At 71.1% G+C, this 26,780-nt stretch carries 29 protein-coding genes; 9 read left to right on the top strand and 20 right to left on the bottom strand.

Translation table 11 applies throughout. The features are described from left to right. Nucleotides 1-34: 34 nt before the first annotated feature. Complete coding sequence (locus ACGFI9_RS23580) at nt 35-493, bottom strand: FHA domain-containing protein (RefSeq protein WP_393180966.1); 459 nt, start codon at nt 491-493, stop codon at nt 35-37. 222 nt (nt 494-715) lie between these two features. On the opposite strand from ACGFI9_RS23580, the gene ACGFI9_RS23575 reads away from it, so the two are divergent. Further along, the gene (locus ACGFI9_RS23575) at nt 716-2,218 is read left to right on the top strand and encodes an aldehyde dehydrogenase family protein (RefSeq protein WP_393180964.1); all 1,503 of its coding nucleotides are present in this window, start codon (nt 716-718) and stop codon (nt 2,216-2,218) included. A gap of 21 nt (nt 2,219-2,239) precedes the next feature. Here ACGFI9_RS23575 and nucS read toward each other — a convergent pair whose 3' ends face one another. Beyond that, complete coding sequence (gene nucS / locus ACGFI9_RS23570; RefSeq protein ID WP_091103562.1) at nt 2,240-2,899, bottom strand: endonuclease NucS; 660 nt, start codon at nt 2,897-2,899, stop codon at nt 2,240-2,242. Nucleotides 2,900-2,970: 71 nt separating this feature from the next. On the opposite strand from nucS, the gene ACGFI9_RS23565 reads away from it, so the two are divergent. Next, the gene (locus tag ACGFI9_RS23565; RefSeq protein ID WP_393180962.1) at nt 2,971-3,588 is read left to right on the top strand and encodes a DUF4126 domain-containing protein; all 618 of its coding nucleotides are present in this window, start codon (nt 2,971-2,973) and stop codon (nt 3,586-3,588) included. Nucleotides 3,589-3,874: 286 nt separating this feature from the next. Here the strand turns inward: ACGFI9_RS23565 and ACGFI9_RS23560 are convergent, their stop codons facing one another. After that, on the bottom strand, nt 3,875-4,462 hold the full coding sequence (locus ACGFI9_RS23560; RefSeq protein WP_393180960.1) for a hypothetical protein: 588 nt from the start codon (nt 4,460-4,462) through the stop codon (nt 3,875-3,877). An 890-nt stretch (nt 4,463-5,352) separates the two neighbouring features. Here ACGFI9_RS23560 and ACGFI9_RS23555 point away from each other — a divergent pair. Continuing rightward, entirely contained in the window at nt 5,353-5,649 is a 297-nt protein-coding gene (locus ACGFI9_RS23555) for a DUF1540 domain-containing protein (protein WP_393180958.1), read from the top strand. Nucleotides 5,650-5,684: 35 nt separating this feature from the next. Here the strand turns inward: ACGFI9_RS23555 and ACGFI9_RS23550 are convergent, their stop codons facing one another. Continuing rightward, nucleotides 5,685-7,691 (bottom strand): protein meaA, encoded by a 2,007-nt coding sequence (locus ACGFI9_RS23550; protein WP_393180956.1) that lies wholly within the window; start codon nt 7,689-7,691, stop codon nt 5,685-5,687. 151 nt (nt 7,692-7,842) lie between these two features. Here ACGFI9_RS23550 and ACGFI9_RS23545 point away from each other — a divergent pair, with 151 nt between their 5' ends. From ACGFI9_RS23545 to ACGFI9_RS23530, 4 genes are all read left to right on the top strand, one after another. Then, the gene (locus tag ACGFI9_RS23545; protein ID WP_393180954.1) at nt 7,843-8,688 is read left to right on the top strand and encodes an ABC transporter ATP-binding protein; all 846 of its coding nucleotides are present in this window, start codon (nt 7,843-7,845) and stop codon (nt 8,686-8,688) included. Beyond that, on the top strand, nt 8,688-9,533 hold the full coding sequence (locus tag ACGFI9_RS23540) for an ABC transporter permease (RefSeq protein WP_393180952.1): 846 nt from the start codon (nt 8,688-8,690) through the stop codon (nt 9,531-9,533). Before ACGFI9_RS23545 ends, ACGFI9_RS23540 begins: the two co-directional genes overlap by 1 nt. A gap of 81 nt (nt 9,534-9,614) precedes the next feature. Further along, nucleotides 9,615-10,418, top strand: coding sequence for an alpha/beta hydrolase-fold protein (locus tag ACGFI9_RS23535; protein WP_393180950.1), 804 nt, complete (start codon nt 9,615-9,617; stop codon nt 10,416-10,418). Between the two features lie 52 nt (nt 10,419-10,470). Next, entirely contained in the window at nt 10,471-10,821 is a 351-nt protein-coding gene (locus ACGFI9_RS23530; protein WP_393180948.1) for a nuclear transport factor 2 family protein, read from the top strand. A 47-nt stretch (nt 10,822-10,868) separates the two neighbouring features. Here ACGFI9_RS23530 and ACGFI9_RS23525 read toward each other — a convergent pair whose 3' ends face one another. Together ACGFI9_RS23525 and murA are read right to left on the bottom strand one after the other, a co-directional pair. Then, nucleotides 10,869-11,717 (bottom strand): 3-hydroxyacyl-CoA dehydrogenase family protein, encoded by an 849-nt coding sequence (locus ACGFI9_RS23525; protein WP_393180946.1) that lies wholly within the window; start codon nt 11,715-11,717, stop codon nt 10,869-10,871. A gap of 77 nt (nt 11,718-11,794) precedes the next feature. Then, nucleotides 11,795-13,234, bottom strand: a complete 1,440-nt coding sequence (murA, locus tag ACGFI9_RS23520; RefSeq protein WP_393180944.1) for a UDP-N-acetylglucosamine 1-carboxyvinyltransferase — start codon at nt 13,232-13,234, stop codon at nt 11,795-11,797. Between murA and ACGFI9_RS23515 the strand changes: the two genes are divergently transcribed. Together ACGFI9_RS23515 and ACGFI9_RS23510 are read left to right on the top strand one after the other, a co-directional pair. Then, nucleotides 13,233-13,805 (top strand): cob(I)yrinic acid a,c-diamide adenosyltransferase, encoded by a 573-nt coding sequence (locus tag ACGFI9_RS23515; protein WP_393180942.1) that lies wholly within the window; start codon nt 13,233-13,235, stop codon nt 13,803-13,805. The genes murA and ACGFI9_RS23515 overlap by 2 nt on opposite strands. Then, entirely contained in the window at nt 13,781-14,200 is a 420-nt protein-coding gene (locus tag ACGFI9_RS23510) for a VOC family protein (RefSeq protein WP_393180940.1), read from the top strand. The genes ACGFI9_RS23515 and ACGFI9_RS23510 overlap by 25 nt, the downstream gene beginning before the upstream one ends. A gap of 65 nt (nt 14,201-14,265) precedes the next feature. Here ACGFI9_RS23510 and ACGFI9_RS23505 read toward each other — a convergent pair whose 3' ends face one another. The 14 genes from ACGFI9_RS23505 to glyA form a co-directional block, all read right to left on the bottom strand. Then, nucleotides 14,266-14,856 (bottom strand): hypothetical protein, encoded by a 591-nt coding sequence (locus ACGFI9_RS23505; protein ID WP_393180938.1) that lies wholly within the window; start codon nt 14,854-14,856, stop codon nt 14,266-14,268. Between the two features lie 949 nt (nt 14,857-15,805). Next, a complete protein-coding gene (locus ACGFI9_RS23500; protein ID WP_393180936.1) occupies nt 15,806-16,261 on the bottom strand; it encodes a DUF2550 domain-containing protein in 456 nt (151 codons plus the stop codon). Nucleotides 16,262-16,273: 12 nt separating this feature from the next. Further along, nucleotides 16,274-16,552, bottom strand: coding sequence for a F0F1 ATP synthase subunit epsilon (locus ACGFI9_RS23495; RefSeq protein ID WP_393180934.1), 279 nt, complete (start codon nt 16,550-16,552; stop codon nt 16,274-16,276). A gap of 136 nt (nt 16,553-16,688) precedes the next feature. Next, nucleotides 16,689-17,831, bottom strand: a complete 1,143-nt coding sequence (locus ACGFI9_RS23490) for an LCP family protein (protein WP_393180932.1) — start codon at nt 17,829-17,831, stop codon at nt 16,689-16,691. A 216-nt stretch (nt 17,832-18,047) separates the two neighbouring features. Continuing rightward, nucleotides 18,048-19,484, bottom strand: coding sequence for a F0F1 ATP synthase subunit beta (atpD, locus tag ACGFI9_RS23485; protein WP_393180930.1), 1,437 nt, complete (start codon nt 19,482-19,484; stop codon nt 18,048-18,050). After that, entirely contained in the window at nt 19,484-20,413 is a 930-nt protein-coding gene (locus tag ACGFI9_RS23480; RefSeq protein ID WP_393180928.1) for a F0F1 ATP synthase subunit gamma, read from the bottom strand. The genes atpD and ACGFI9_RS23480 overlap by 1 nt, the downstream gene beginning before the upstream one ends. 2 nt (nt 20,414-20,415) lie before the next feature. Beyond that, the gene (gene atpA, locus ACGFI9_RS23475) at nt 20,416-22,068 is read right to left on the bottom strand and encodes a F0F1 ATP synthase subunit alpha (protein WP_393180927.1); all 1,653 of its coding nucleotides are present in this window, start codon (nt 22,066-22,068) and stop codon (nt 20,416-20,418) included. 85 nt (nt 22,069-22,153) lie between these two features. Further along, entirely contained in the window at nt 22,154-22,975 is an 822-nt protein-coding gene (locus ACGFI9_RS23470) for a F0F1 ATP synthase subunit delta (protein ID WP_393180925.1), read from the bottom strand. Then, the gene (locus tag ACGFI9_RS23465; protein WP_393180923.1) at nt 22,975-23,514 is read right to left on the bottom strand and encodes a F0F1 ATP synthase subunit B; all 540 of its coding nucleotides are present in this window, start codon (nt 23,512-23,514) and stop codon (nt 22,975-22,977) included. Before ACGFI9_RS23465 ends, ACGFI9_RS23470 begins: the two co-directional genes overlap by 1 nt. A 26-nt stretch (nt 23,515-23,540) precedes the next feature. After that, complete coding sequence (locus tag ACGFI9_RS23460; RefSeq protein ID WP_013288258.1) at nt 23,541-23,774, bottom strand: ATP synthase F0 subunit C; 234 nt, start codon at nt 23,772-23,774, stop codon at nt 23,541-23,543. Between the two features lie 71 nt (nt 23,775-23,845). Further along, nucleotides 23,846-24,643, bottom strand: coding sequence for a F0F1 ATP synthase subunit A (gene atpB / locus ACGFI9_RS23455; RefSeq protein WP_393180920.1), 798 nt, complete (start codon nt 24,641-24,643; stop codon nt 23,846-23,848). 11 nt (nt 24,644-24,654) lie between these two features. Then, nucleotides 24,655-24,891: a hypothetical protein gene (locus ACGFI9_RS23450; protein WP_393180918.1), complete on the bottom strand. Its 237-nt coding sequence runs from the start codon at nt 24,889-24,891 to the stop codon at nt 24,655-24,657. 174 nt (nt 24,892-25,065) lie between these two features. Further along, a complete protein-coding gene (locus ACGFI9_RS23445; RefSeq protein ID WP_393180916.1) occupies nt 25,066-25,497 on the bottom strand; it encodes a hypothetical protein in 432 nt (143 codons plus the stop codon). Then, nucleotides 25,490-26,779, bottom strand: a complete 1,290-nt coding sequence (glyA, locus tag ACGFI9_RS23440) for a serine hydroxymethyltransferase (protein WP_393180914.1) — start codon at nt 26,777-26,779, stop codon at nt 25,490-25,492. Before glyA ends, ACGFI9_RS23445 begins: the two co-directional genes overlap by 8 nt. Nucleotide 26,780: the final 1 nt, after the last annotated feature.

Raw genomic sequence — 26,780 nt, 5'->3', positions numbered from 1 at the left:
ACTCCGGGGCGCCGGCGGATGTCGCCGGACGTGGTCAGCGGCGGACGTCGGCCGGGAGCGGCACGACGCCGGTGCGCGGTTCCGCCGGCTCCCGGGGCGGTGGCACCGGCAGCGGCAGGGTGGGCCGCTGGTCCCGGCGCGGCCTCCCGAAGTGCAGCCCCACCGGGTCGGTCCGGGCCACCCCCGGGTCGAAGAAGCGCAGTTCGGTACGGCCGAGCCGGACCAGGTCGCCGTCCGTGAGCTGGACGCTGCCGGTGACCCGCCGGTCGTGGAGCCAGCTGCCGTTCGTCGAGCCGAGGTCGGTCAGCGACACCCCTTCGGTGGTCAACCGGACCGTGGCGTGCCGCCGGCTGAGGTGCGGGTCGGAGAGCACGATGTCGGCGGTCGGCGCCCGGCCGATCACCTGCGGAGTCCGGCCGATCCGGAAACTCAGTCCCCGCATCGGCCCGCCGGTCACGGTCAGCAGCGGCATCAGCTCCGGGTGCTCCTCCATGGACGTCTCGCCCCTCCGCCCCACCATCGCCCCCGGGTCAGCGTGCCACCTCACCGTATCCGCCTCCACCACCGCGTGGTCACCGCCGCAACCCTGGGCGGTCACCTACCGTTCGCCGGTTCGGCGGGCGGCGCCGGTTCCCCACCGCCGGGAACGTCCGTCGATCCCACCAGGCCAACGACGCACCTACCCATGAGTAACGTTCAGGTCTAGACTTCGGCCATGACGGCTGTGCATGTCCCGGGGACCCCGATCATCGAGGACGGCCGGCTGGTGTCCACCAGCCCGGCGACCGGCGCCGAGGCCGGGCGGCTCCCGGTGGCGACCGAGGCGGACGTGCGGGACGCGGTGGCCCGCGCCCGCGTCGCCGGCGACTGGTGGGCCGGGCTCGGCTTCAGCGGTCGGCGGGAGCGGCTGCTGCGCTGGCGGCGCGTGATCGCCCGCCGGATCGAGGAGCTGGCCGAGCTGGTGCACACCGAGGGCGGCAAGCCGGTCGCGGACGCCGTCGTCGAGATCCTCACCGCGCTGGAGCACATCGACTGGGCGGCCCGCAACGCGCGGCGGGTGCTCGGGCCCCGCCGGGTCCGCACCCGGCTGATCCTGGCCGAGTTCACCGGCCACCTGGAATACCAGCCGTACGGGGTGGTCGGCGTGATCGGCCCGTGGAACTATCCGGTCTTCACCCCGATCGGCTCCGTGGCGTACGCGCTCGCGGCGGGGAACGCCGTGGTGTTCAAGCCGAGCGAGTACACCCCGGCCGTCGGGCAGTGGCTGGTGGACCGCTTCACCGAGGTGGTCCCCGAGCAGCCGGTGTTCCAGGCGGTGCACGGCCTCGGCGACGTGGGCGCGGCGCTGTGCCGGGCCGGGGTGGGCAAGCTGGCCTTCACCGGCTCCACCCGCACCGGCAGGAAGGTGATGGCCGCCTGCGCCGAGACGCTGACCCCGGTGCTGCTGGAGGCGGGCGGCAAGGACGCGATGATCGTGGACGCCGACGCGGACCTGGACGCGGCGGCCGAGGCCTGCGTCTGGGGCGCGCTGACCAACGCGGGCCAGACCTGCATCGGCATCGAGCGGGTCTACGCCGTCGACCAGGTCTTCGACGCCTTCGTCGACAAGGTGGTGACGAAGGCCGGCCGGCTGACCGTGGGCCCGGACGGCGCCGACATCGGCCCGATCACCATGCCGTCGCAGCTCGACATCATCCGCCGGCACATCGAGGACGGGGTGGCGCGCGGCGGCCGGGCGGTGCTCGGCGGCCCGGACGCGGTCAAGCCCCCGTACGTCCACCCGACCGTGCTGGTGGACGTGCCGGAGGACTCGGCGGCGGTCCGCGAGGAGACCTTCGGGCCGACGCTGACCGTCAACCGCGTCCGCGACGCGGACGAGGCCGTCGAGCGGGCCAACGCCCTCCCGTACGGCCTCGGGGGTTCGGTCTTCGGCCGGAAGCGGGCGGTGGCCATCGCGCGGCGCCTGCGGTCCGGAATGGCTTCCGTCAACTCGACGCTCACCTTCGCCGGGATGTCCACCCTGCCGTTCGGCGGCGTCGGCGACTCCGGGTTCGGCCGGATCCACGGCGAGGACGGGCTGCGCGAGTTCGGCCGGGCCAAGTCCATCACCCGCCGCCGGGCCCGCTCGCTGCTGCCGGCGATGACCTTCGAGCGCACCCCGGCGGACGTCGCCCGCCTGGTCAAGGCCGCCAAGCTGATGTACGGGCGGGGCCGCTGACCGGCAGCGAAACGCCGCAGCTCAGAAGAGGGTCAGCTCGTCGCGCTCGATGCCGCGCAGCTTGTCGTAGTCGACCACCACGCAGCGGATGCCACGGTCGGTGGCGAGGACCCGGGCCTGCGGCTTGATCTCCTGCGCGGCGAAGACACCGGTGACCGGGGCGAGCAGCGGGTCGCGGTTCATCAGCTCCAGGTACCGGGTGAGCTGCTCCACTCCGTCGATCTCGCCGCGCCGCTTCACCTCGACGGCGACCGCGCCCTGGTTGGCGTCCCGGCACAGCAGGTCGACCGGGCCGATCGCGGTCATGTACTCCCGGCGGACCAGCGTGAAGCCCTCGCCCAGGGTCTCCGGGTTGGCGGCGAGCAACTCCTGCAGGTGCGCCTCGACGCCGTCCTTGCGCAGGCCCGGGTCGACGCCCAGCTCGTACGAGGTGTCCTGGAAGATCTCCTCCAGGGTGATCCGCAGCTCCTCACCGGCCTTGTTGACCACCCGCCACACGCCGGGGGCCTCCTCCAACCGGCACGGCGGGCTCATCCAGTTCAGCGGCTTGTACGCCCGGTCGTCCGCGTGGATCGACACCGAGCCGTCCGCCTTGACCATGAGCAGCCGGGTCGCCAACGGCAGGTGTGCCGAGAGCCGTCCGACGTAGTCCACCGAGCACTTCGCAATCACCAACCGCACCCGACGAGGGTAGCCGAGCACCCGGCCGTCGCCGACGAGCGCCACTGGCGTACCGGTGCGATATTGAGATCGTGCTCGAAGTCCTCACCGGTTCCGGCCTCGCCGCCTCGGCCGGCCTGAACGCCTACATCCCGCTGCTCCTGATGGGTCTGTTGGCGCGCTACACCGACCTGGTCGACCTGCCCAGCGGCTGGCAGTGGCTGGGCAACGGCTGGGTCGTCCTGATCCTCGCCGTGCTGCTCGCCGTCGAGGTGGTCGCCGACAAGGTGCCGGTGGTGGACCACGTCAACGACGTGGTGCAGACGGTGGTCCGGCCGACCGCGGGCGGCCTGGCCTTCGGCGCCGGCTCCAGCTCGCAGACCGTGACCGTGAGCGACCCGGACACCTTCTTCTCCTCGCACCAGTGGGTGCCGGTCGTCGTCGGCGTGCTGATCGCGCTCGGTGTGCACCTGCTCAAGGCGGCGGCCCGCCCGGTCATCAACGCGACCACCGCCGGCTTCGGCGCCCCGGTCGCCAGCACCGCCGAGGACGCGACCAGCGCCATCATGTCGGTGGTGGCGATCCTGCTGCCGGTGCTGGTGCTGGCCTTCCTGCTCGGCCTCGTGGTGTTCCTCTTCTGGTTGCTGCGTCGGCGCAAGGACCGGCGCCGGGAACGGGCGGCGGCTCGGGCCGCCGGGTTCCGGGTCTGATCCTGCTGCTTGCTCGGGTCTGGTCGGGCTGGGCTCCGGGCTGGGGCTGATTGGCTGGTTGCGCTGGTGGGCTGGGGGCGAGGGTGACCGGCTCCGGGCGGTCAGGCTTGATCCCTGCGCCGGTCACCCTCGCCCCCAGCCTCGTCGTGGGCCTGGTCCGTTCGTGCGTCACCGTTCCGCTCGGGTACGCAGAAACGCCGCTGGCCGGCACCCTCTGTCTCGGGGTGCCGGCCAGCGGCGTTAGCTCTTCTGTCGGATCAGCTGTCTGGGTCAGCTGTTGTGGGGCTCAGCTGTTCCAGTGCTGGGCGACGATGTCGGCGGCCTGCTGCTCCCACTGGGCGTAGGCGTCCGGGTAGGCCGAGACCTGCACGGTCTGGGCGGCCTCGGTCAGCGGCATGTCCTGCCACCCGTCGACCTGCTTCAGACCCTTCAGGAACGCCAGGGTCGAGTACTCGGGGTCGGTGATCTGCTCCGGAGTGCCCCAACCCGAGGACGGGCGCTGCTGGAACAGGCCCAGCGAGTCGTGGTCGTTCTTGTCGCCGAGGTGGCCCAGGTTCTCCAGCTTCGACTCCTGCAGGCTGGTGGCGATCGAGATCACCGCGGCCCGCTCCGGCAGACCCGCCTTCTTCGTCGCGGCGATGATCGCCTTCGCGTTCGCGACCTGCTCGTCGTTCAGGTCGATCCGCGACTGCGCGCCCTGCACACCATGCGGGATCAGCTTGCTGGCGTCCGGCTTGTCGGCCTGGACGGCCGCGACCGGGGTCAGCGCGGTGGCCGGGGTGGCCTCGTGGTGGTTCAGCGGACCGGCGGCCAGACCACCGGCGAACGCCAGACCAGCAATACCAAGCACGCTCTTACGAATGATCGTGTTCACGAGAAGCTCCATTCGGGGGTTGGCGCACACACGCCGATGGGGGTCGGCACGCACGCAAGCACCACGTCAGGCGCTCAAAAGGGGGGAAAGTCTTTGGGGGGATCCGGCTCGCGGGGCGTGGCCTCTTCGCGGCGCCGGGACCATGTGTAACGACCGGCGACCCACCATCATTCCGGGCCCGTCACCCCGCCGCGCGGGGTGCTCTTCCTCAGCCGTTCACGGGATTCAACGCCCCCCGCCCGCCCACCATTCCGGCCCCAGGATGCCGCCGACCACACCCCCAAACCGGACACACCACCCAGCCGGCGCGCTCAGGGCAGCACCCGGCGGGGTCAGTGGAACTGTCGTAGCGGCTGGGCTGTCGGACAGGCCGCCCTGCGGGCATGTGGAGTGGATCAAGCGGCCCCGACGGAAGGGCAGGTGGGTTATGTGCCCGTTGTCCGATTGCCGCATCAGGCCGGCGTCGATGGCTGGAACGTCATGGAGGTCTCCGGGCTCCGGTGACATCCATGGTGTGCCGCATGCCGAGTCGATCATCGCAGTCGACTCGGTGACCCCGGTGGGCGCGCGACCACGGCTCCGCCGGCCATCGGCGGGCTGCTCCCCGCCCCCGTGATCCTGGGCCACGCAGGGCGGGATACCGGGACGGCCGACGTACACCAAACCCGGGCCCTGGCGGCCGCAGGGACGGACGGTGCGGCACCACGACGCGGGTGTGGCCCGCCGTGACCGGCGCAGGGATCAAGCCTGACCGCCCGGAGTCGGGCACGGCGGGCCACACCCGACAAGGGCGACCACCGACAAGGCCGACCGCGCAGAGACGCAAAGCCAACAAGACGAATGGACCAAATGCCTAAAATCGGCTCAGACGTCCAAGGAGGGTCGCCGCCATGACCGCAGCGATGCAGATGCCCCAGGTCCAGGAGTGCAGCGTCAGATCCTGCGCCTACAACCACACCAACGACTGCCACGCCTTCGCCATCACGATCGGCAGCAGCGACCACGCGCACTGCCACACCTTCGTGGAGCTGCCCGTACGCGGCGGCATCGAGCAGATCAACGCCCAGGTCGGAGCCTGCAGCCGGGCGGACTGCCAGCACAACTCCGACCTGGAGTGCCACGCCCCGGCGATCACCGTCGGCCCCCGGACGGACCTGGCCGACTGCCAGACGTACGTGAGCCGTTGACGCGTCGGGCCCGTCGACGGCGGGCCCGACGCGCGTCACGACAGGTCGTTGGCCTCGCGGATCACGGTGACCAACTCATCGATGATGCCGGTCAGCGCGAAGTCCTTCGGGGTGAAGACCCGGGCCACCCCGGCGGCCCGCAGCGCGTCCGCGTCGCCGGTGGGGATGATCCCGCCGACCACCACGGGCAGGTCGCCGCGCCCGGCGGCCCGCAGCCCGTCCAGCACGGCCGGCACGGCGGCCAGGTGCGAGCCGGAGAGCACCGACAGGCCGACCAGGTCCACGTCCTCCTCGACGGCGGCGGCCACGATCTGCCCGGCGGTCAGCCGGATGCCCTGGTACACCACCTCGAAGCCGGCGTCGCGGGCGCGTACCGCGATCTGCTCGGCGCCGTTGGAGTGCCCGTCCAGGCCGGGCTTGCCGACCAGCAGCCGCAGCCGGCCGCTGCCCAGCTCCCGGGCGGTGGCGGCGACCCGCTCCCGGACCGCCGCGAGGCCCGCGTCGCCGCCGGCTCCGGCCGCGCCCGCGAGGCCCGTCGGGGCCCGGTACTCACCGAAGACCTGGCGCAGCGCGCCGGCCCACTCGCCGGTGGTGACCCCGGCCCGCACGCACGCCAGCGTCGCCGGCATCAGGTTCGTCGTGGTCGCGGCGTCCGCGCGGAGCCGGGCCAGTGCCGCCTCCACGGCCGCCGCGTCCCGGCCGGCCCGCCACTCGCGTACGGCGTCGGCGGCGGCCGCCTCGACCGCCGGGTCGACCTGCTCGACCGCCTCGGCGCCGGCCGCGGTCAACGGCGACGGCTCGGTCTCGGTGAACCTGTTGACCCCGACCACCACGTCGGTGCCGGCCTCCATCCGCCGGCGGCGGTCGGCGAGCGAGGCGACCAGGGCGCTCTTCAGGTAGCCGGTCTCCACGGCGGCCACCACGCCGCCCATCTCCAGCACCTTCTCCAGCTCGACCCGGGCGCCCGCGACGATGTCGTCGACCAGCGCGGTCATCACGTGCGAGCCCTCGAACAGGTCCGGGTACTCCAGCAGGTCCGACTCGTACGCCAGCACCTGCTGCATGCGCAGCGACCACTGCTGATCCCACGGGCGGGGCAGGCCGAGCGCCTCGTTCCAGGCGGGAAGCTGAACCGCGCGGGCCCGGGCGTCCCGGCTGAGGGTGACGCCGAGCATCTCCAGCACGATGCGCTGGATGTTGTTCTCCGGCTGGGCCTCGGTGAGGCCGAGCGAGTTGACCTGTACGCCGTACCGGAAGCGGCGCTGTTTCGGGTTGGTCACGCCGTACCGGTCGCGGGTGATCTCGTCCCAGAGCGCGCCGAACGCGCGCATCTTGGCGATCTCCTCGACGAAGCGCACCCCCGCGTTGACGAAGAAGGAGATCCGCTGGACGACATCGCCCATCCGCTCGGCGGGCACCTGGCCGGAGTCCCGGACCGCGTCGAGCACGGCGACGGCGGTGGCGAGCGCGAAGCCGACCTCCTGCACCGGCGTCGCGCCGGCCTCCTGGAGGTGGTACGAGCAGATGTTGACCGGGTTCCACTTCGGCATCTCACGCAGCGTGTACGCGATGACGTCCGCGGTCAGCCGCAGCGACGCCGCCGGCGGGAAGATGTACGTCCCCCGGGACAGGTACTCCTTGATGATGTCGTTCTGCGTGGTGCCGGCGCAGCGGGCCAGCTCGGCGCCCTGCTCGGCGGCGACCGTGCCGTAGAGGCCGAGCAGCCACATGGCCGGCGCGTTGATGGTCATCGAGGTGTTCATCTCGGCGAGCGGGATGCCGTCGAAGAGGGCCCGCATGTCGCCGAGGTGTGCCACCGGGACGCCCACGCGGCCCACCTCGCCGGTGGCCAGCTCGTGGTCCGGGTCGTACCCGGTCTGGGTGGGCAGGTCGAAGGCGACGGAGAGACCGGTCTGCCCCTTCGCCAGGTTGCGGCGGAAGAGCGCGTTGGTGGCCGCGGCGGAGGAGTGCCCGGCGTAGGTGCGCATCACCCAGGGCCGGTCGCGCTCCGGCAGCCGCCCCGAGGGAGCCTTCTCGTCCATGGCCGGAGTCTAAGTTACCGTTCAGTAAAACGGGCTGTGGAAAACCACACAGGTCCATGGAGTGGACCGACGGGCACGAGCGGCGCGACATGGCCGACACCACCACACCCCGGCCCGCCACCCGGTGCGACGCAGTCGCACACTGGACGTCATGGATGACCAGCTCGCGATCTCCGTACGGGGACTGCGCAAGGCGTACGGGGACAACCTCGCGGTGGCCGGCGTCGACCTCGACGTCCACCGGGGCGAGGTGTTCGCCCTGCTCGGGCCGAACGGCGCCGGCAAGACCACCACGGTGGAGATCCTGGAGGGCTACCGGCAGCGCGACGCCGGCGAGGTACGCGTGCTCGGCGCCGACCCGGCCCACCCGGACCCCGGCTGGCGCTCCCGGGTCGGCATCGTGCTCCAGGGCACCGGCGAGTTCGACGAGCTGACCGTCGCCGAGGTGGTCCGGCACTTCTCCGGCTTTTACCCCGACGCCGACGACCCGGCGAAGGTGATCGAGCGGGTCGGGCTGGGCGCCAAGGCCAAGGCCCGTACGCACACCCTCTCCGGCGGGCAGAAGCGCCGGCTCGACGTGGCGCTGGGCATCATCGGCCGCCCCGAGCTGCTCTTCCTCGACGAGCCGACCACCGGCTTCGACCCGGAGGCCCGGCGGGAGTTCTGGGAGCTGATCCGGGACCTGGCCGCGGCCGGCACCACCATCGTGCTCACCACGCACTACCTGGACGAGGCCGAGGCGCTCGCCGACCGGGTGGGCGTGATCGCCGCCGGCCGCGTGGTCGAGGTGGCCCCGCCGAACCGGCTCGGCAACCGCCAGGAGGCGCTGGCGACGGTCTCCTGGCGTACGCCGGACGGGGCCCTGGAGAAGGCGGCGACCGCGACGCCGACGGCGCTGGTGGCGGAGCTGGCCGCGCGCTTCGGCGGCGAGATCCCCGGCCTCACCGTGACGCGGCCGACCCTGGAAGACGTCTACCTGCGGATGATCGGACACTGATGACGACCACGACGAAGCCGGCGGCCCCGGTCGCCGCCGCACCGGCCCGGCGGCTCGGGGCGGGCACCCTGGCGCTGCGCCAGGGGCGGCTGGAGATCACCCAGTTCCTGCGCAGCCGGGAGTCCGTCGTCTTCACGATGGGCTTCCCGATCATCATGATCCTGATCTTCGCCGCCATCTTCGACGACGAGATCGCGCCCGGCGTCAGCTACACGCAGTACTTCATCACCGGCATGATCGCGACCGGCCTGATGACGGTGAGCTTCCAGAACCTCGGCATCTGGATCCCGATCGAGCGGGACCGGGGCGTGCTCAAGCGCTACCGGGGCACCCCGATGCCGAAGTGGGTCTGGTTCGCCGGCAAGGTGATCATGGTGGTCGCCATCGGGATCGTCGAGACCGCGCTGCTGCTCGCCGTCTCGGCGGCGCTGTTCGACCTGAAGCTGCCCGACACCGCCGCCAAGTGGGCCACCTTCGGCTGGGTGGCGGTCCTCGGCGTCACCGCCTGCACCCTGTGCGGCATCGCCATCTCCTCGCTGGCCCGTACCGCGCGCAGCGGCTCGGCGGTGGTCACCCCGGTGGCGCTGGTCCTCCAGTTCATCTCCGGGGTGTTCTTCGTCTTCACCAGCCTGCCGAGCTGGATGCAGCAGGTCGCCGCGCTCTTCCCGCTGAAGTGGATGTGCCAGGGGCTCCGCTCGGTCTTCCTGCCGGACAGCTTCGGCGGGCAGGAGCCCGCAGGTTCGTTCGAGCTGGGCCGGGTCGCCCTGGTGCTCGGGCTCTGGTGCGTGATCGGCCTGGTGCTCTGCCTGACCACCTTCCGCTGGACCACCAAGCGCGACGGCTGACGCGCAAGGAAGGGCCCCCTGTTAACGCCTGGTGCATAACAGGGGACCCTTCCTGACACCGCAGGTGGCACACTCGCCGGCATGGCTCACCTGCTGACCCGGCGCACGCTGCTGACCGCGGCCGCCGGGGTGGCCGGTGCCGGGCTGGTCGGCGGGCTCGCCGCCCGGCAGCTCACCCACGCCGAGTCGGGCCCCGCCGGGCCGGACGTGCCGGCCGGTGACGAGCGGCTGATCCGCATCGCCTCCGGCGCTCGGGGCCGCGAGGTGGACTTCTGGACCGCGGTGCCGGAGGGGTACGGCGACGGCCGTGGCCTGCCGGTCTGCCTGGTGCTGCACGGCGCCTCGGCCACGCCCCGGGATTTCGGCCGGCTCGGGCTGGCCCGCTACCTGACCGACGCGGTACGCCGCGGCACCCCGCCCTTCGTGCTCGCCGCGGCCACCGGCACCCGGCTGTGGCAGCCCGGCCGGGAGGACGATCCGCGCCGGATGCTGCGCGAGGAGGTGCCCACCTGGTGCGCCCGGCGCGGCTTCGACAGCAGCCGGCTGGCCGCCTGGGGCTGGTCGACCGGGGGCGCGGGGGCGCTGCTGCTCGCCGAGGCGTACCCGGGGTGGCTCCGCGCGGTGGCCGCCTTCTCCCCCGCCGTACGCCCCGGTGACGAGGTCTTCGCCGGAGTCGGGAAGCTGCGCGGCGCCCCGGTCGGGCTCTGGTGCGGCCGGCAGGACAACTTCCTCAGGGACGTCCGCGCGCTGGCCCGGGCGCTGCCGGAGCCGCCGGCCCGCGCCGCGTGGACCGACGGCCGGCACAGCTTCGCCTACTGGGGCGGCGTCATCCCGGAGGCGTTCGCCCTGCTGGGCGCGGCCCTCACCCCGCTCCGGGCAACCTGATCCCCCGCGCCGTCACCGCCCGGTGTCGGTGTGCGCTGGCATGCTTCCCGGCATGGACGAGGGACGGCTCATCGCCGAACGGATGTACGACGCCTTCAACCGCCGGGACGCGGCGGCAACCGGCGAGCTCTTCACCGACGACTTCCGCAGCCACCCGCTCCAGGCCACGGGCCCGGAGTGCGTGCGGGACGCCTGGCAGCGCATGTGGGCCCACCATCCCCGGATCGAGGTACGGCTGCTGGACCTGGTGACCGACGGAGAGCGGGTCGCCACCCGGACGGAGGTTGCCGGCTTCGCCGACGGCTCCGCGGCCACCATGCTGGAGATGTTCACCGTCGCCGGCGGGCGGATCGGGGAGCTGTGGGGGCTGTCGAGCCAGCCGCAGGTGCCCGCCCAGGGATGAGCGCGGACGGGCCCTACGACACGGTGTGCCGCAGGGCCCGGGACCGGTCAGTAGGAGTAGAAGCCCTGGCCGGTCTTGCGGCCCAGGTCGCCGGCGGTCGCCATGCGCTGGAGCAGCTCCGGCGGGAAGAACTTCTCGTCGGCGGTGTCGGTGTAGATGTTCTTCGTGGCGTTCAGCAGCACGTCCACGCCGGTCAGGTCGACCGTGGCCAGCGGGCCCATGGCGTGGCCGAAGCCCAGCTTGCAGGCGGTGTCCAGGTCCTCGGCCGAGATCACCCCGGACTCGACCAGCTTGACCGCCTCCATGGCCAGCGCGCAGATCAGCCGGGTCGTGACGAAGCCGGCGATGTCCCGGTTGACCACCACGACGGTCTTGCCGATCTCCTCGGCGAACGCCTTCGCGGTCGCCAGGGTCGCGTCGCTGGTCTTGTAGCCGCGGACCAGCTCGCAGAGCTTCATCATCGGCACCGGCGAGAAGAAGTGGGTGCCGACGACCGACTCCGGGCGCTCGGTCGCGGTGGCGATCTGGGTGACCGGGATGGCCGAGGTGTTGGTCGCCAGCACCGCGTCGGCCTTGCAGATCTTGTCCAGCGCGCGGAACACCTCGTGCTTGATCTCGATCTTCTCGAAGACCGCCTCGACCACGATGTCCGCGTCGGCCGCCGCCTCCAGCTCGGTCGTCGGGGTGATCCGGGCCAGGGTCGCCTCGACCTCGCCGGCCTCGATCTTCCCCTTCTCGGCGAACTTCTCCAGCGACTTCCGGATGCCGTCGACGCCCCGCTTGGTGGCCGCGTCGTCCAGGTCCCGCAGCGTCACCTGCCAGCCCGCCTGCGCCGCCACCTGGGCGATACCCGAGCCCATCAGCCCGGCACCGACGACCGCGAGTCGACCCGCCATCTGCTTCTCCCTCGCTGCGAATGAGTGTCTGCGAGCACCCTAGTCGGCGAGGCTGAACGACTGCTAAGGCTGCCCCCTCAGATGGCCAGGTCGGGTTCCTCCGGGACGGTGCCCCGTTCCACCGCCACCCCGAGCGCCCGGAGGTCGGCGACGAAGTCCGGATAGCCGCGGTCGACGTGGTGCACGTGCGAGACCTCGGTGACCCCGTCGGCGCAGAGCCCGGCGATGATCAGGCCCGCGCCGGCCCGGATGTCGGTGGCCCGTACCGGGGCGCCGGAGAGGCGGTCGCGGCCGCAGACCAGGGCGTGGTGTCCGTCGGTCCTGATGTCGGCGCCGAGCCGCATCATCTCGTTGGCGAACATGAACCGGCCGTCGAAGATGTTCTCGGTGATCAGGGACGCGCCGTCGCTCACCGCGGCCAGGCCCATCGCCATCGGCAGCAGGTCGGTGGCGAAGCCCGGGAACGGCAGGGTCACCACGTCCACCGCGGTGGGGCGGTCCTCCATCCGTACCCGGAAGGCCCCGCCGCGGGTCTCCACCAGGCCGCCAGCCGAGACCAGCTTGTCCAGCGCGACCTCCAGGTACGCCGGCTCGACGCCGGTGACGGTGACGTCCCCCCGGGTCATCGCGGCGGCGAACGCCCAGGTCCCGGCGACGATCCGGTCCCCCACCGTGGCGTGCCGGACCGGGCGCAGCTCGGGCACCCCGACGATGTGCAGCGTGGAGGTGCCCTCCCCCTCGATCCGGGCCCCCATCCGGATCAGCATCGAGCAGATGTCGACGATCTCCGGCTCCCGGGCCGCGTTGTCGATGGTCGTGGTCCCCCGGGCCAGCACCGCCGCCATGACCAGGTTCTCCGTCGCCCCGACGCTCGGGAAGTCCAGCACGATGTCGGCGCCGTGCAGCCCGTCCGGGGCCTCGGCGATGACGAAGCCGTGCTCGCCGGAGATCTCCGCGCCCATCCGCGCCAGCCCGGCGATGTGCATGTCCAGGCCGCGTGAGCCGATCGCGTCCCCGCCGGGATGGGCCACCCGCACGTACCTCCGGCGGGCCAGCAGCGGGCCGAGCACGCAGATCGACGCGCGCAGCCGGCGGACCAGGTCGTAGTCGGCCTCCGCGCCCGGCTCCTCGGGTACGTCGATGACGACCGACCGGGAGCGTTCCACGCCGCCGCGGGCCACCATCGGGTCGACCGGGTCGTCGGCGGCGAACCGTACGTCGCAGCCGAGCCGGCGGAGCACCTCCCCCATGATCGCGATGTCGGTGATCCGCGGGACGTTGGTGATCACGCTGCGGCCGGGCGCGAGCAGGGCGGCGGCCATCAGCTTGAGGGCGGAGTTCTTCGCCCCGACCACGTGCACCGTGCCGTCCAGCCGGGCCTCCCCGTGCACCCGGATGACGTCGACCTCGCTGACCGCCGGGTCACCGGCGTCGCCCGGGCCGACCCCGGCCGGCCAGCCGGACTGGCCCGGCCGCGCCGGGATGGTCAGGTCCGGTATCCGTAGGCTGTGCGTCATGGCCGTCCACCTCACGCGCATCTACACCAAGGCCGGCGACGCCGGCATGACCAGGCTGAGCAACAACGAGCAGGTGCCGAAGACCGATCCGCGGATCGCCGCGTACGCGGACGTGGACGAGTGCAACGCCGCGATCGGCGTCGCGCTCGCCCTGGGGCAGCTCTCCGATGAACTGCGGGCGGTGCTGGCGTCGATCCAGAACGACATGTTCGACGTCGGCGCGGACCTGGCCACCCCGGTGGAGCCGGACCCGAAGTACCCGCCGCTGCGGGTCACCGAGGAGTACGTCGAGCGCCTCGAGGGCTGGTGCGACGAGTACAACGCGCGCCTGAGCAAGCTCGACTCCTTCATCCTCCCCGGCGGCACCGCTGGCGCGGCGCTGCTGCACGTGGCACGGACGATCGCCCGGCGCGCCGAGCGTGCGGCGTGGGCGCTGGTCGCGCACGATTCGGACCGGACCAGCCCCCTCCCGGCAAAGTATCTCAACCGGCTCTCCGATCTGCTCTTTATCCTGGCAAGAACGGCAAATCCGGACGGGGATGTGCTATGGGTGCCGGGCGGGAAGCGCTGACCGCCGGCGCACTGCACCACGTCGAGGTCTGGGTCCCCGATCTCGCCGCCGCCACGCGTAGCTGGGGCTGGCTCCTCGGCGAGCTGGGCTGGACGCCGTACCAAAACTGGCCGGCCGGCCGGTCCTGGCGGCTCGGCCCCACGTACCTGGTACTGGAGGAGTCCCCGGCACTGAGCGGCCGGGTGCACGACCGGCTCGCCCCTGGCCTCAACCACCTGGCCTTCCACGCCGGCCCGCCGGCCGCCGTCGACCGCCTGGTCGCGGCCGCGCCGGCGTACGGGTGGGATCTGCTCTTCCCGGACCGCCACCCGCACGCCGGCGGACCGCAGACGTACGCCGGCTACCTCACCGACGGGCAGGGGTACGAGGTGGAGCTGGTCGGCTCCGTCGACTGAAACGCCGCTGGCCGGCACCCCTGTGTCGGGGTGCCGGCCAGCGGCTTTCGTGTGCTGTGGGTGGGTCAGCTGTTCCAGTGCTGGGCGACGATGTCGGCGGCCTGCTGCTCCCACTGGGCGTAGGCGTCCGGGTACGCCGAGACCTGCACGGTCTGGGCGGCCTCGGTCAGCGGCATGTCCTGCCAGCCGTCGACCTGCTTCAGACCCTTCTCGAACGCCAGGGTCGAGTACTCGGGGTCGGTGATCTGCTCCGGCGTGCCCCAACCCGAGGACGGCCGCTGCTGGAACAGGCCCAGCGAGTCGTGGTCGTTCTTGTCGCCGAGGTGGCCCAGGTTCTCCAGCTTCGACTCCTGCAGGCTGGTGGCGATCGAGATCACCGCGGCCCGCTCCGGCAGACCCGCCTTCTTCGTCGCGGCGATGATCGCCTTCGCGTTCGCGACCTGCTCGTCGTTCAGGTCGATCCGCGACTGCGCGCCCTGCACACCATGCGGGATCAGCTTGCTGGTGTCCGGCTTGTCAGCCTGGACGGCCACCGCGACGGGCTTGCCCTCGACGGGGCGGGCGTCGGCGTGCGCGGCGATCGGACCGGCGAACACACCACCAGCGAAGGCCAGACCAGCAACACTCAGCATGCTCTTACGAATGATCGTGTTCATGGGAAAGCTCCATTCGGGGGTTGGCGTCCGCGCCGAGGGGGGTCAGCAACAGACGCAAGCACCGTCAGGCGCTCAAAAGAGGGGGAAAGTCTTGGGGGGATCATCCGGCTCGCGGGGCGTGGCCTCTTCGCGGCGCCGGGACCATGTGTAACGACCGGCGACCCCACATCATTCCGGGCCAGCCACCCCGCCGTGCGGGGTGGTCTTCCTCGGCCGTTCACCCGTGTTCAACGACCCCCGCCCGCCCACCATTCCGGCCCCAGGATGCCGCCAACCACACCCACAAACCCGACACACCACCCACCAACGACGTGGACGCCATCACCCGGCACAGTCAGCCCAGCACCCGGCACAGGTCAGCCCACCCCGGCACGGTCAGCCAGAGCCCGACACGTTCAGGCGCAGCAGCCGGCGCGGTCGGCCCCAGGCCCGGCACGCTCAGGCCAGCCGTCAGTCAGGCCAGCGCCCGGCGCGGTCAGTGGAACACCGGAGCCGGGAGACCTCCATGACGTTCCACCCAGCGAGCCGACGTGATACCACAACCGGACAACGCGCATAACACGCTAGCGGTTGGACCACAGCTGGCTTGATCCACGCCGCACAGCGGTCTGTCCGACAGCCCGGACACCGACGACATACCGCACCCCGAGTCGATCCCGCGCACGGGCCGAGCCCCCCACGGCCCGACGTACACCAGACCGGGGCCCCGCAGGCCGCACGGACGCGACGACGGACGACCACGACGCGGGTGTGGCCCGCCGTGACCGGCGCAGGGATCAAGCCTGACCGCCCGGAGCCGGGCACGGCGGGCCACACCCGAACAACGACCACGACGGACCGCAAGCCGCCGAACACGGCAGAGCCGACAAGGCGACCAGGGACAAGGGCGACCATCGACAAGCCGCAACAGCAACCCAACGGCCCGCAGGCGACCGGAGGTGCGAGCAGGTCAGGCGGCGGGCCAGTCCTGCGAGGCCAGACGCGGCGAGACCGCCCCGGGTGGGGCGGCCTCGAGCCAGGAGAGGAAGCCGGTGACCGTGGAACGCGCCATGGCGATCTCGACCGGAGCATGGTGGCTGGTACAGCGGAGGATCACCCAGTCGGCCGGCATGGAGAACCGTTCCTGACCCTCGGGCAGCCGGCGACGCTCCACGGCGAGCCCTTTACGGGACAGCACCCGCTTGGGACGCAGGGCGAAGCTGAACATGCGGTACCAGCGGAGCTCGTCGCCGACGAAACGGCCGAAGCCGGGTGACCAGCCTCGGCCGTCGAGGATCGTGGAGACCCGGACACTGAGCCGGATGATGCCTCCGCTGCGGGTGAACAGGGCCCGCCGGATGAAGAGGATCAGGAGCGCGGCGAACACGACCGCGATGCCGATTCCGATCCCTTCCACGATCTCCATCGGCGGGTCGGCTCAGCGCGCCGGGGTGGCGGGGGTGGCGCTCTCGGCGAGGACGGTGACGCCGTCACCGGTCACCGACAGGAAGCCGCCGGCGATGTCGTACGCGAGCTGCTGGCCGCCGGCCTGCTTGATGCGTACCTGGCTGGGCTCCACGAGCTGGCCGAGCAGGGGCGCGTGCCCCGGCAGCACACCCAGCTCACCCTCGGTCGTCCGGGCGACGACCATCTCGGCCTCGCCGGACCAGACCTTCTCCTCGACGGCTACGAGCTCGACGTGAAGCTGCTGTGCCACGCTGTCTCCTTGCTGCGGCGGCGGATTGCCGAAAGTCTAGTCGCGGCCCTCGGTACGCCCCAACGCGGGTGGCGAGAGCTGCGCCACGGTCACGCCAGCGGGCCCCGGCGCGTGCCGGGGCCCGCTGGCGGTCAGACTAGCTGTTCTTCTGCTTGAAGTCGGGGTGCTCCAGCATGAAGGCGTCGATCTGCTCGTTCCGGATCGCCGCGAAGAAGTCCTCCGCCGCGGGCTGGAGCTTCTCCCCCTTGTACGCCCCGTTGATCGTGACGGGCCCGCCCGGCAGCTTGATCGTCTCGATCGAGTCGGACCGGATGCCCTTCAGGGCGAGGGCGAAGTCGACCACGCTGTGTCCCCGACCGTTGAAGATCAGCGAGCGCCCGGCCGCGCGGAGCACCCGGTCGAGCTTGATCGGGTTGGTCACCACGTCGGCGCTGAACGCCTGGTTGACCATGGCCTTGACGAACTGCTGCTGGTGGCGCTGCCGGCCGTAGTCGGCGTCCGGCACGCCGTTCTTCGGGTAGCGCTGCCGGACGTAGTCCAGCGCCTGCCAGCCGCTGAGGTGGGCGTTGCCCTTCTTGTACTCGGCCTGCGGGCCGAGGTACCCCCCACCGCCCGGCTTGAGCTGGCGCATGGTCCCGTCGGGCCGGCGGTGCTCCGACTTCACGTCCCGCTCGATGTACATGTCGACGCCGCCCATCGCGTCGACGATGTTCTTGAAGCCGGTGAAGTTGATGATCGCGCCCGCGTCGAAGCGCTCGATGCCGGTGACCTGCTGGACGGTCTTGGCGAGCAGCTCGAAGCCGCGCGCGGCGTCCGGGTTCTGCCCGGGCACCCGGCTGCCGTACGACATCGCGGCGTTGAGCTTGTCGGTGCCGCCCGCGTAGTTGGCCTTGGGGAACTCGGGGATGTCCACCCGCAGGTCCCGCGGGAGCGAGAAGAGGTAGCCGCGGTCCATGCCGGCCGGCACGTGCAGGATCATGATCGAGTCGGCCAGCGGCGGGGTCTCCGGCTTGCGGGGGTCGATGCCGACCAGCAGGATGTTCAGCGGGCCCTTGATGTCGCTCTTCTTCTCGCTGGCGCCCGCCGCCTGGTCGCCGAAGAGGTCGGCCTTGCCGACCGCGCCCTCGTAGCGGCTCACCAGCGTCTGGTAGCCGACCAGCACGCTGCCGCTGAGCACCATCAGGACCACGCCGAAGATGGTGCACACCTTGGCCCACCGGGGGACGCCCCGCCAGATGGACGGCTTGCGGCGGTCCGTGCCGGCCTTACCCACGAGCATCTCCAATCGTCACGCCCACGACTGGTAGACGGGCGCGCGGTTCGGTTTGGTTGCGGGGGATGGACGTCCGGTAGGTGAACGTCGCGTCACGAAACGGTACCGCGCGGTGGACCGAACCGCTTGCCGGGAAAACGAACATCTGGTAACAGGGGCCCCGAACGGGCAGAGGCCGCCCCGACATTCGTCGGGACGGCCTCCCTGGATGTGACGAGAGCCTCAGCCCTCCATCAGCTCCTTCGCCTTCTTCTCGAGGTCCTCGAGACCACCGCACATGAAGAACGCCTGCTCGGGGAAGTGGTCGTACTCGCCCTCGCTGATCTTCTTGAACGCCTCGATGGTCTCCTTGATCGGGACCGTCGAACCCGGCACGCCGGTGAACTGCTCGGCGGCGTAGGTGTTCTGCGACAGGAAGCGCTCGATCCGGCGGGCGCGGCCGACCGTGACCTTGTCCTCCTCGGAGAGCTCCTCGATACCGAGGATGGCGATGATGTCCTGCAGGTCCTTGTAGCGCTGCAGGATCCGCTTCACCTCGGTGGCCACCGCGAAGTGCTCGGCGCCGACGAACTCCGGGGCGAGGATCCGGGACGAGGACGCCAGCGGGTCCACGGCCGGGTAGATGCCCTTGTCGGAGATCGACCGCTCCAGGTTGGTGGTCGCGTCCAGGTGGGCGAACGTGGTGGCCGGCGCCGGGTCGGTGTAGTCGTCGGCGGGCACGTAGATCGCCTGCATCGAGGTGATGGCCTGGCCCCGGACGGAGGTGATCCGCTCCTGGAGCTCGCCCATCTCGTCGGCCAGCGTCGGCTGGTAACCCACTGCGCTCGGCATGCGGCCGAGCAGCGTGGAGACCTCGGAACCGGCCTGGGTGAAGCGGAAGATGTTGTCGATGAAGAGCAGCACCTCCTGCTTCTTCACGTCGCGGAAGTACTCCGCCATGGTCAGCGCGGAGAGGGCGACCCGCAGCCGGGTGCCCGGCGGCTCGTCCATCTGGCCGTAGACCAGCGCGGTCTTGTCGATGACGCCGGACTCGGTCATCTCGGCGATGAGGTCGTTGCCCTCACGGGTGCGCTCACCCACGCCGGCGAAGACCGAGGTACCACCGAAGTTCCGGGCGACGCGGGTGATCATCTCCTGGATGAGCACCGTCTTGCCCACGCCCGCGCCGCCGAACAGGCCGATCTTGCCGCCCTTGACGTACGGGGCGAGCAGGTCGATGACCTTGATGCCGGTCTCCAGCATCTCGGTCTTCGGCTCCAGGTCCGCGAAGGCCGGGGCCTTGCGGTGGATCTGCCAGTGGTCGTCGGGGGTGAGCGTCTCGCCCTCGGTGAGGTTGAGGACCTCGCCGATGGCGTTGAACACGTGACCCTTGACCGCGTCGCCCACCGGCACGGTGATCGGCGAGCCGGTGTCGCGCACCTCGGAGCCGCGGACCAGGCCGTCGGTCGGCTGCATCGAGATGGCACGGACCACGTTGTCACCCAGGTGCTGGGCGACCTCGAGGGTCAGCGTCTTCTCACCGCCGGAGAGGGTCACGTTCACGTGCAGGGCGTTGAACAGGTCCGGCATGGCGTCGCGCGGGAACTCGGCGTCGACGACCGGGCCGATGACCCGGACCACGCGACCCGTGGCCGTCTTGGTCTCTACTGGGGCAGTCATCACACTTCACTTCCCGCCGCCGCCAGCGCGTTCGCGCCGCCGACGATCTCGCTGATCTCCTGGGTGATCCCGGCCTGGCGGGCCGAGTTCATCTCACGCGTGTACTTCTCGATCATCTCTTCGGCGTTGTCGGTGGCGCTCTTCATCGCCCGCCGACGGGCCGCCGACTCGCTCGCCGCCGACTCCAGCAACGCCGCGTAGATCCGCGTGTTGATGTACTTCGGCAGCAGCGCGTCGAGCAGTGCCTCCGCCTCCGGCTCGAACTCGTACGCCGGCAGCAGGCCCTCGGACCGCGGCCGGTCCTCCACCTGCATCGGGCCGATGATCTTCGCGACCGGAGTCTGGGTCATCAGGGACTTGAACTCGGTGTAGACGATGTGCAGCTCGTCGATGCCGACGATCCCGTCCGCCCCGGCCTGGCCGTCCACGTCGTCCGCGCCGGCCGAGAACGCCTTGATCAGCGTCTCGCCCACCTCGCGGGCGTCGGAGAAGCCCGGCTGCTCGGAGAAGCCCGTCCAGCTCGCCGCGATGTCCCGGTTGCGGAACCGGTAGTACGTCACGCCCTTGCGGCCGATGACGTAGAGCACCGGCTCCTTGCCGTCAGCCTTCAGCCGGGCGATCAGCGACTCGGCGGTCTTGATCGCGTTGGTGCTGTAACCACCGGCCAGACCGCGGTCCGCGGTGATCAGCAGGACGCCCGCCCGCCGCACCCGCTCGCGCGGGGTGAGCAGCGGGTGGTCGATCCGCGAGTTGGACGCCAGCGCCGTGAGCACGCCGGTGATCGCCTTGGCGTACGGAAGAGAAGCCTCCACCCGGGCCTGAGCCTTGGCGATGCGGCTCGTCGCGACGAGCTCCATCGCCTTGGTGATCTTCTTCATCCCCTTCGCCGAGCGGATGCGCTGGCGAAGTACGCGAACCTGGGCGGCCATCGTCAGCTCTCAGCCGGGCGGTCGGTCGAGCCCTCGCGGAAGCGGGTCACCGTCTCGCGGGTCTCCTCACCCTCCAGCGGCTGCGCCGGGGGCTCGTTGAGCCGGACCTCCTCTTCCTTGCCGAGGAAGATCTGCTTGAACTCGGTGATGGCCGAGTCGAGCGAGCCGATGATCTCGTCGTCCCACTTGTTGTCGGCGATCGCGGCGAGTACGCCCTCGTGCTTGTGCCGGAGGTACTGCAGGAACTCCGCCTCGAAGCGCCCGATCTCGCCGACCGGGACGTCGTCCAGCTTGCCCTCGGTGCCGGCCCAGACGGAGACGACCTGCTCCTGCACCGGGAACGGCGAGTAGTTCCGCTGCTTCAGCAGCTCGACCAGCCGGGCACCGCGCTCGAGCTGGGCGCGGGAGGCCTTGTCCAGGTCGGAGGCGAAGGCGGCGAACGCCTCCAGCTCGCGGTACTGGGCCAGGTTGAGCCGGAGCGAACCGGCCACCTTCCGCATCGGCTTCACCTGTGCGGCGCCACCGACCCGGGAGACCGAGGTGCCGACGTTGATGGCCGGCCGGACGCCCTGGTTGAACAGGTCGGTCTCCAGGAAGATCTGGCCGTCGGTGATGGAGATGACGTTGGTGGGGATGAACGCCGAGATGTCGTTCGCCTTGGTCTCGATGATCGGCAGACCGGTCATCGAGCCGCCGCCCAGCTCGTCGGAGAGCTTGGCGCAGCGCTCCAGCAGCCGGGAGTGCAGGTAGAAGACGTCACCCGGGTACGCCTCGCGGCCCGGCGGGCGGCGCAGCAGCAGCGACACGGCGCGGTACGCCTCGGCCTGCTTGCTCAGGTCGTCGAAGACGATCAGGACGTGCTTGCCGCCGTACATCCAGTGCTGGCCGATGGACGAGCCGGTGTACGGGGCGAGGTACTTGAAGCCGGCCGGGTCCGAGGCCGGGGAGGCGACGATGGTGGTGTACTCCATCGCGCCCGCCTCCTCCAGCGTCCCCTTGATGGAGGCGATGGTGGAGGCCTTCTGGCCGACCGCGACGTAGATGCAGCGGACCTGCTTCTTCGGGTCGCCGGAGCGCCAGTTGTCCCGCTGGTTGAGGATGGCGTCCAGGGCGACCGTGGTCTTGCCGGTCTTCCGGTCGCCGATGATCAGCTGGCGCTGGCCGCGGCCGATCGGGGTCATCGCGTCGACGGCCTTGAGACCGGTCTGCAGCGGCTCGAAGACGGACTGCCGGGACATCACGTTCGGGGCCTGGAGCTCCAGCTCGCGGTAGCCCTCGTTGGCGATGTCGCCGAGGCCGTCGATCGGCTGGCCGAGCGCGTTCACCACGCGGCCGAGGAAGGCGTCGCCGACCGGGACGGAGAGCACCCGGCCGGTGCGCTTGACGCGCTGACCCTCTTCGATCCCGGCGAAGTCACCGAGGACGACGACACCGATCTCCCGGACGTCGAGGTTCAGCGCCACGCCGAGCGTGCCGTCCTCGAACTCCAGGAGCTCGTTGGTCATGGTCGAGGGCAGACCCTCGACGTGGGCGATGCCGTCGCCGGCGTCGGCGACGGTGCCGACCTCCTCACGGGAGACGTCGGCCGTGTAGGAGGAGACGTAGCGCTCCAGGGCGCCGCGGATCTCCTCCGTCGAGATGGTCAGCTCGGCCATCCTCTGCTTCCTTAAGTATCAGGGGCCCGGGATACCTAGTACCGACCGGTCCGATGGCGTCGAATCAGGGCTGCTAAGACGCTGGTCAGCGCTTCGCGAGCGCGTTGCGGGTCTCATTGAGGCGGCGCAGGACGGTGCCGTCGTACAGGTCGGAGCCGACCCGCACACTCACCCCACCGAGCACGTCGGGGTTCACCGTCTGCTTGACGGAGACCTCCCGACCGTACATCGCGGAGAGGCGGGCACCCAGGCGTCGCTCCTCCTCGTCACTCAGCGGCGCCGCCACGGTCACGTACGCGACCTGGCGGTCCCGCCGGTCGGCGGCCAGCTCGACCAGCCGGGTGAGCGCCCCGATGAAGGAGCGTCCCCCGAAGCCGGCGAGCGCGGCCTCGACGAGGCGGACGGTGACCGGGCGGGCCTTGCCGGCGAGCAACTGGCCGGCCAGGGTGGCCCGCTGCTCGGCCGGGGCCATCGGGTCGGAGAGCGCGTTGGACAGCTCGGCGGAGCCGGAGACGACCTGTCCGAAGCGGAACAGCTCGTCCTCGACCTCGCCCAGCTCGCCGGCCTTGTCGGCGCTCGCCAGGAGCGCCTCGACGCCCAGCCGCTCGGCGCCGTCGAGCAGTTCCGACGGGGCCGACCAGCGGCCGGAGACCAGCGCGGCGAGCAGGTCGAGCGCGTCGGCGCCGACCTTGCCGGTCAGGATGCCCGTGAGCAGTCCGGTGCGGTCCTCGCCCGAGCGCGCCGGGTCCGACAGCGCCCGGCGCAGCCGCGGCTCGCGCCGCAGCAGGGCGGCGACGGAGAGGATGTCGTCGGCGGTGGAGGCCACCGCCGACGGCTCCGCGCCGCGGGCGTACGCGTCGAGGCGGTCCGCCGCGACCTTGTACGACTCCCGGCTGGCGGCCTGCATCAGCGGGCCCCCGTGCTCTCGAGACCGCTCAGGAACCGGTCGACGGTGCCCTTGCGACGCGCCTCGTCGGCGAGCGACTCACCGACGATCTTGCTGGCCAGGTCCACCGCGATGGTGCCGACCTCGGCGCGCAGCTCGCGCACGATGGTGGCCCGCTCGGCGGCGAGCTGCTCCTTGCCGGCGGCGATGATCCGGTCGGACTCCTCACGCGCCTTCGCGAGGATGTCCTGCCGGATGCCCTCGGCGTCGGCCCGGGCGTCGTCGCGGATCTTGGCGGCGTCGGTACGCGCCTCCGCGAGCTGGGCCCGGTACTGCTCGAGCAGCTGGTTGGCCTCGGCCTGGGCGGCCTCGGCGCGCTTGATGCCGCCCTCGATCGCGTCGACCCGGGCCTGGAACGTCTGCTCCATGCGGGGGAAGACGAACTTCATCAGCACGAAGCAGAGCAGGATGAAGGCGATCCCACCGACCACGATCTCCTGCCAGGCCGGAATGATCGGGTTGTGGGTCGTCTCACCACCCTCAGCGGCGAGGAAGTACATGGAAACCTCCCGGTCTCAGGGCCGAATCAGAGGTTGCCCTGCCAGATGAAGCCGAAGGCGATACCCAGCAGCGCGAGGGCCTCGATGACGGCGAAGCCGATCCAGACGTACGGCAGGGTCATCCGGGACGACTCCGGCTGGCGGGCGGTCGACTGGATGTAGGCCGAGAAGACCAGGCCCACGCCGATGCCCGGGCCGATGGCCGCGAGACCGTAGCCGATGGCGGCGGTGCTGCCCTCTACCGCGGCGTAGATGTCCATTGGTTTGGTTCCTCCTGGTTATCACGCGTGACGGTCACGCGGGACGACAACGGTTGGTGCGAAAGAGTGGATCAGTGCTCGTCGGCGAGCGCGCCCTGCACGTAGCTGGCGGTCAGCACGGTGAAGACGTACGCCTGCAGGACGATCACCAGGAACTCGAGGAAGGTCAGCGCGATCGTCATCACCCAGGACAGCACCGAGACCGGCGCCAGCCAGGCGTTTGCGCTGATCATGGCGAACCCGCCGAGCGTGAAGACCAGCAGGAGCATGTGGCCGGCGAACATGTTCGCGAAGAGACGGACGGCCAGCGAGAACGGCCGGACCAGGAAGGTCGAGAAGAACTCGATCGGGATCAGCAGCGGCAGGATGTACCACGGTGCCGGCGGGACCAGAGAGTTCTTGAAGTACTTGACGAAGCCGTGGTGCCGGATGCCGATCCAGTTGAACAGCACGTAGCTGATCACGGCGAGGAACGCCGGGAAGGCGATGTGCGAGTTCGGCGAGATCTGGAAGAACGGGATGATCGCGAAGGCGTTCGTCAGCAGGATGAAGCAGAAGAGCGTGGTGAAGTACGGCGCGAACCGCACCCCGGCGTGCCCGATCATGTCGACGGCGATGTTGTTCCGCACGAAGCCGTAGATCGACTCGGCGAACCACTGCTTCTTGGTCGGCACCAGCTTCGGGTTCCGGTAGCTGGCGAGGAAGAAGATGATCAGCACGCCGACGGCGATCCAGACCATCGCGGTGATCTTGGTGAACCAGAAGTTGTCGTGCGCACCCCAGGGCAGGATGCTGGGCAGGTAGAAGTCCTCCACGCTGGGTGGGAATTCCGCCTGGCCCGCTGCCAGGACGTTCGCCTGTCCGAACACCGCGTCCCTTCCTAAGTAGGCGTGCCCAGTCGGCGGACGACCAGGATGATCCCCCCGGCCATGCCGAGCACGACCCCGATACCGGTGGCGATGCCGCCGGCGTCGAGCCACTGGTCGACCAGCCAGCCGATGAAACCCCAGACGAGCATGCCCCCGATGAGGTACGAGAGCGCGGTCCAACCCTGACCGGCACCGGGCGGAGTGTCGCCCGGGCCGCCAGTGCTGGGGGGTTTCTGGTCACCGGCCATGACGGGGCGAACGATATCAGTCGAGGAGACGAGGCTGTGCCTCACCCCCCGCACAACCTGGTTGTGTGGGACACGGGCGGGCGAAGTCGTCTGGAGGCACGCTACTCCTCCGCCGCCACTGAGAGAATGACCGATCGCGGACACACCGACGCGCCGTCCGAAGGATGGGATGAGTCAGTTGTGGACGCGACGGGCGTGCACCGTGGCCAGCCACCAGATGTGCACCCCGGTCCAGACCAGCACACCGGCCGCGATGCCGAGGCAGAACGGGATCAGTCCCGGCCAGCCGCTCGCCCCCACCAGCACCATCAGCCCGGCGAGCAGGGTCATCTTGGCGATGTAGAGGCCGAGCCCGAAGGGGAGCACCAGCTGCGGGTCGCGGGCGTCGGCCCAGGCCAGCACGACCGTGGTGAGCGTGTAGCTGAACGCGGTGACCGCCACCCCGGCCGCCGCGCCGAGCGCGCCGTCCGCCCCCCGGGTCACCCCGCCGGCCACCGCCGCCGCGGCGGCCAGCAGCACCGACGCGACGAGCAGCACCGGCAGGTGCCGCAGCCGCCAGCCGCGGTCCGCGGTCGCCTCCGCCGCGCGCGTCCCGGGCTCAGCCACGGGGGTACGCCGGGAAGGCGGTGACCAGCTCGGTCACGTCGGCGGCGATCCGGGTCAGCTCGTCGGCGCCCCCGGGCGACCCGGGGTCGGTGCGGACCGCCCGGGCGATCAGCGTGGCGATCCGGCGCATCTCCCCCTCGCGCATGCCCTGGGTGGTGACGCTCGGCGTGCCCACCCGGATGCCGGAGGCGACCATAGGCTTCTGCGGGTCGTACGGGATGGCGTTCTTGTTCAGGGTGATGCTCGCGGCGTCGCAGCGCGCCTCGGCGTCCGCGCCGGTCACCCCGAGCTCGCGCAGGTCGATCAGGGCCAGGTGGGTGTCGGTGCCACCGGAGACCGGCCGCATCCCCTCGGCGGCCAGCCCGTCGGCCAGCGCCTGGGCGTTGCTGACCACCTGGGAGGCGTACGCCCGGAACTCGGGCTGGGCGGCCTCGCGCAGGGCGACCGCCTTGGCGGCGACGGCGTGCATCAGCGGGCCGCCCTGGGTGAACGGGAAGACCGCCTTGTCGATCCGGGCGGCCAGCGACTCGCGGCAGAGGATCATCCCGCCGCGCGGGCCGCGCAGCACCTTGTGCGTGGTGAAGCAGACGACGTCGGCGTACGGCACCGGGGACGGGATGGCCCGCCCGGCGACCAGTCCGATGAAGTGGGCCGCGTCCACCATCAGGTACGCGTCGACCTCGTCGGCGATCTCCCGGAACCGGGCGAAGTCGATCAGCCGGGGGTACGCCGTCGCGCCACAGATGATCATCTTGGGCCGGTGCGCCCGGGCCAGGTCGCGCACCTCGTCGTAGTCGATCAGCTCGGTGTCCGGCCGGACCGTGTAGCCGACGGTGTGGAACCACTTGCCGGAGAAGTTCACCCGACTGCCGTGGGTCAGGTGGCCGCCGTGCGGCAGGTCCATGGCCAGCACGGTGTCGCCCGGCTGCACCAGGGCGGCGTACGCGGCCAGGTTCGCGCTCGCGCCGGAGTGCGGCTGGAGGTTGGCGTGCTCGGCCCCGAACAGCTCCTTCGCCCGGGCGATGCCGATCTCCTCGGCCCGGTCCACCTCGGCGCAGCCGCCGTAGTAGCGCCGGCCCGGGTAGCCCTCGGCGTACTTGTTGGTCAGCGTGGAACCGAGGGCGGCGAGCACCGCCGGGGAGGTCAGGTTCTCGCTGGCGATCAGTTGCAGCCCGCCGCGCAGCCGCTCCAGCTCCCCCAGCACCACCCCGGCGATCTCCGGATCGACGGTGCTGAGCTGCTGGAAGTCCGGTCCCCAGAAGGTGTCCCTCGCGTTCTCCACA

The organism is Micromonospora sp. NPDC048930, assembly GCF_043197935.1.
In the GTDB taxonomy this organism is placed as follows: Bacteria; Actinomycetota; Actinomycetes; order Mycobacteriales; family Micromonosporaceae; genus Micromonospora.
This window is presented reverse-complemented; position numbering and strand designations above follow the sequence as displayed.